The following is a 3222-nucleotide window of genomic DNA, read 5'->3' as shown; positions in this document are numbered from 1 at the left end:
ATACCCTTGCTGGGCAATCAAGGTCAGCTTACTCATTTTACTGACTGCCATATTCTGAGATCACCCTTTCAATAATTTTTTGAATCGTTTGTTCTTTTTTTACCATATATTTTTCTTCCATCATCCTAATCGCTTCTTCTGCATTACTAGTCAGTTCCTTTTCCTCAGCCTCCAATCCTGCAGCTAATTCTTGTTCTCTTTCTGATAAGACAGTAGAAAAGTTTATTTTTAGCTCTTCACGTTTTTCTTGCAATAATCGTTTCTTATTTGCTTCATAAACCGCTAATTCCGCTATTAACTTTTCTTTTTCTCTTTCATTTTGCTCTTCAGCAGATTTTATTTTTTCTAAAGCTTCTAACACACAAACCCTCCTTTAAGATACAAAAAAAGAGCGCAAAACTCTCAAGGTTGCTCTTCTCACCCCTTGAAGAACACGATCCTTGAAGCTTACGCCCAACCATTTTGTATTTATTCAATGAACATAGTATATCAAAAAAAGCGATGTTCGTAACTGTTTTTCGGTAAAATGGTTAAAATTTTAATATGTTGGTTCTGCAACTCACGTCTATTTTATAGTAGTTTTTTACAGAGAAAGAATGAGAAAAAATTAATAAGTGAATTACTTGCTTTTTAAGTTTTGACTATGGTATCAAATAATAGAAGGAGTGGTCGGTCATGAAAAAAAATATTATCGGAATAGCAGCAAATCAACACTATCAAAACAACCAAGATTTTTTTGATCAACAGTTTACCTATAGTCCGCAAGGCTTTATCGATGGGGTACACCAAGCTGGAGGTCTGCCCATCTTACTACCTATCAGCGATCCAGAATTAGCCAGTGAATATATCGCATCGATCGATAAACTATTATTAGCTGGAGGTCAAGATGTAACACCCTTTCTTTATAATGAGGAGCCTCATCCAAAATTAGGCCCAACCAGCATTGATCGGGATACTTTCGAAATGGCTTTAATTAAGGAAGCAATCAAACAAAATAAACCGATTTTTACGGTTTGTCGAGGAACGCAATTGTTGAATGTCACTTTAGGAGGGACTTTGTATCAAGATTTAGCCCAATATCCTGATTGGGAAGTAAAACATGATATGTTTCCTACTGTTCCTGACTTTGGTCTGCATTCTATCACTGTTAAGTCTGAGTCAACTTTAGCTCCACTTTTTGGTGAACGAGCACAAGTCAACTCTTATCATCATCAAGCCATCAAAGATTTAGCCGAAAGTCTTGTACCGATTGCATGGGCTCAAGATGGTATCATTGAGGCCGTCGAAAGCCGTGAAAAAAATACGAAAATTCTCGGTGTACAATGGCATCCTGAATTAACGCATAAAAATGATTCTAAGGAACAAAGTTTATTTGATTATTTTGTTCAAAATTTTGAGTAAATCAGTGGTTTACTCTTTCGGATGAAATAACAAATCCCTCAAATTTTAGTTATCAAAGCGAATAAATGGTCATTCAATTTCAATACATCTCGTCAAAATTATGAGAATACTACTTTAGCACCATTTTTAAATGAAGCATCTGTGACCAGTCAACGCTTTACGATACGAATAGAAAAGAGCCGTAGCAAAACATTATTTTGCTACGGCTCTCGTTTTTTATTTCTTAATCATCATCAAGAGATGTATCTGTCAAAGAAACAGATGGCAACTCCTCTAATTCACCTGCTGACAAACGAGCGAAATAAGATTTTGTTTCCTTAAATACAACTGGACTCAATAGAATCAATGCAACAATATTTGGAAATGCCATCAATCCGTTGAAAATATCGGCAATCGTCCAAACAGCTGATACGGTTAAATAAGGACCAATAAATACTGCAAAAATGTAAACCCATCGAAATACTGCGGAAAATTTAGTATTTCCTCCTGTTAAATAGCTTAAGCAACGCTCTGAATAATAATTCCAACCTAAAATAGTTGTAAAGGCAAAGAATGCCAAACAGATCATTAATAGTAAAGAAGCAATTGTTTGAGAAATAGGCAGTGCCTCAGAAAATGCGTAAATTGTTACTGCTGACCCTTCTAACCCTGTTTTCCACGCTCCAGTTAAGATAATTGCCATTCCCGTCATATTACAAACAACCAAAGTATCAATAAATGTTCCAGTCATCGAAACCAGTCCTTGACGTACAGGTTCCTTTGATTGCGCAGCTGCTGCAGCAATCGGTGCACTTCCCAACCCAGATTCATTGGAGAATATACCACGAGCGATCCCTTTTTGCATCGCAATCATCATGGCTCCCATAGCCCCGCCGGAAACAGCCCGTAGCCCAAAAGCACTTTGAACAATTTCTACAATAACACTTGGCAATTTGGAAATATTCATTGCAATCATGAATAAACATAACCCTACATAAATAACAATCATCAACGGAACAATAATCTCGGACACTCGGGCAATTCTTTGTACACCACCGATTAACACGATAGCCACCAGAATCGTTACGACGATCCCAGTAATTATCACTGCCCACGAATACTCGTTACCAAAAAGAGTAACCGTGTTCATTTTCTCAGGATCAAAGAATGTTTCTGCTGCAGAGGTGATCCCATTGATTTGTGCAATCGTACCGATCCCAATCACACCTGCAATTGCTCCAAAAAAGGCGAACATCTTTGCTAACCATTTCCATTTTTGACCAAGTCCATTTTCAATATAATAAAACGGTCCGCCTAATGCCTTGCCATGATCATCAAAAGTACGATATTTTACAGCTAATAAACCTTCCGCGTACTTTGTTGCCATTCCCAATAATCCAGCTAGTTCTAACCAAAATAATGCCCCAGGCCCTCCTGCAACAATGGCTGTAGCGACACCGACAATATTACCTGTACCAATCGTAGCTGATAAAGCTGTACACAACGCTTGAAAACTCGTGACATCTCCTTGTCCGCCTTCCTCGTTTTTCACCATATATTTCAGTGCTAACGGTAACCGGCGAATCTGAATCATGCGACAACCAACAGTTAAAATAATACCAATTCCTAAAATTAAGACGATCATTGGGGCACCCCAAATTAGCGAATTAATTTTTGATAAAATATCACCCATCAAATCCCTCCCTTTTTCTTAACATACATCTAGATGTGTATAAGATACCCTTGCTGGGCAATCAAGGTCAGCTTACTCATTTTACTGACTGCCATATTCTGAGATCACCCTTTCAATAATTTTTTGAATCGTTTGTTCTTTTTTTACCA

The 3222-nt window shown here is 37.5% G+C and carries 3 protein-coding genes and 1 other annotated feature; of the genes, 1 reads left to right on the top strand and 2 read right to left on the bottom strand.

The genetic code is table 11. The features are described from left to right. Positions 1 to 37 precede the first annotated feature (37 nt). On the bottom strand, positions 38 to 361 hold the full coding sequence (locus A5875_RS02945; RefSeq protein ID WP_088932218.1) for a hypothetical protein: 324 nt from the start codon (positions 359 to 361) through the stop codon (positions 38 to 40). A gap of 50 nt (positions 362 to 411) precedes the next feature. Then, positions 412 to 459: a sequence feature (sodium ion sensor (DUF1646 type); this cis-regulatory element may regulate processes involved in with the transportation of sodium ions), on the bottom strand. Positions 460 to 675: 216 nt separating this feature from the next. On the opposite strand from A5875_RS02945, the gene A5875_RS02940 reads away from it, so the two are divergent. Then, positions 676 to 1401: a gamma-glutamyl-gamma-aminobutyrate hydrolase family protein gene (locus A5875_RS02940; protein ID WP_088932217.1), complete on the top strand. Its 726-nt coding sequence runs from the start codon at positions 676 to 678 to the stop codon at positions 1399 to 1401. A 223-nt stretch (positions 1402 to 1624) separates the two neighbouring features. On the opposite strand, the gene A5875_RS02935 is transcribed toward A5875_RS02940, so the two are convergent. Beyond that, entirely contained in the window at positions 1625 to 3073 is a 1449-nt protein-coding gene (locus tag A5875_RS02935; protein ID WP_088932216.1) for an alanine/glycine:cation symporter family protein, read from the bottom strand. Between the last annotated feature and the right edge of the window lie 149 nt (positions 3074 to 3222).

It is taken from the genome of Enterococcus sp. 3H8_DIV0648 (assembly GCF_002140655.1).
GTDB lineage: Bacteria > Bacillota > Bacilli > Lactobacillales > Enterococcaceae > Enterococcus_A > Enterococcus_A hulanensis.
Note: the sequence above shows the minus strand (reverse complement) of the source record. Positions and strands in the feature narration are given on the sequence as shown.

Coding starts and splice junctions, on each gene's coding strand:
- A5875_RS02940 (WP_088932217.1), top strand. CDS start 676: ATGAAAAAAAATATTATCGGAATAGCAGCAAATCAACACTATCAAAAC.
- A5875_RS02935 (WP_088932216.1), bottom strand. CDS start 3,073: ATGGGTGATATTTTATCAAAAATTAATTCGCTAATTTGGGGTGCCCCA.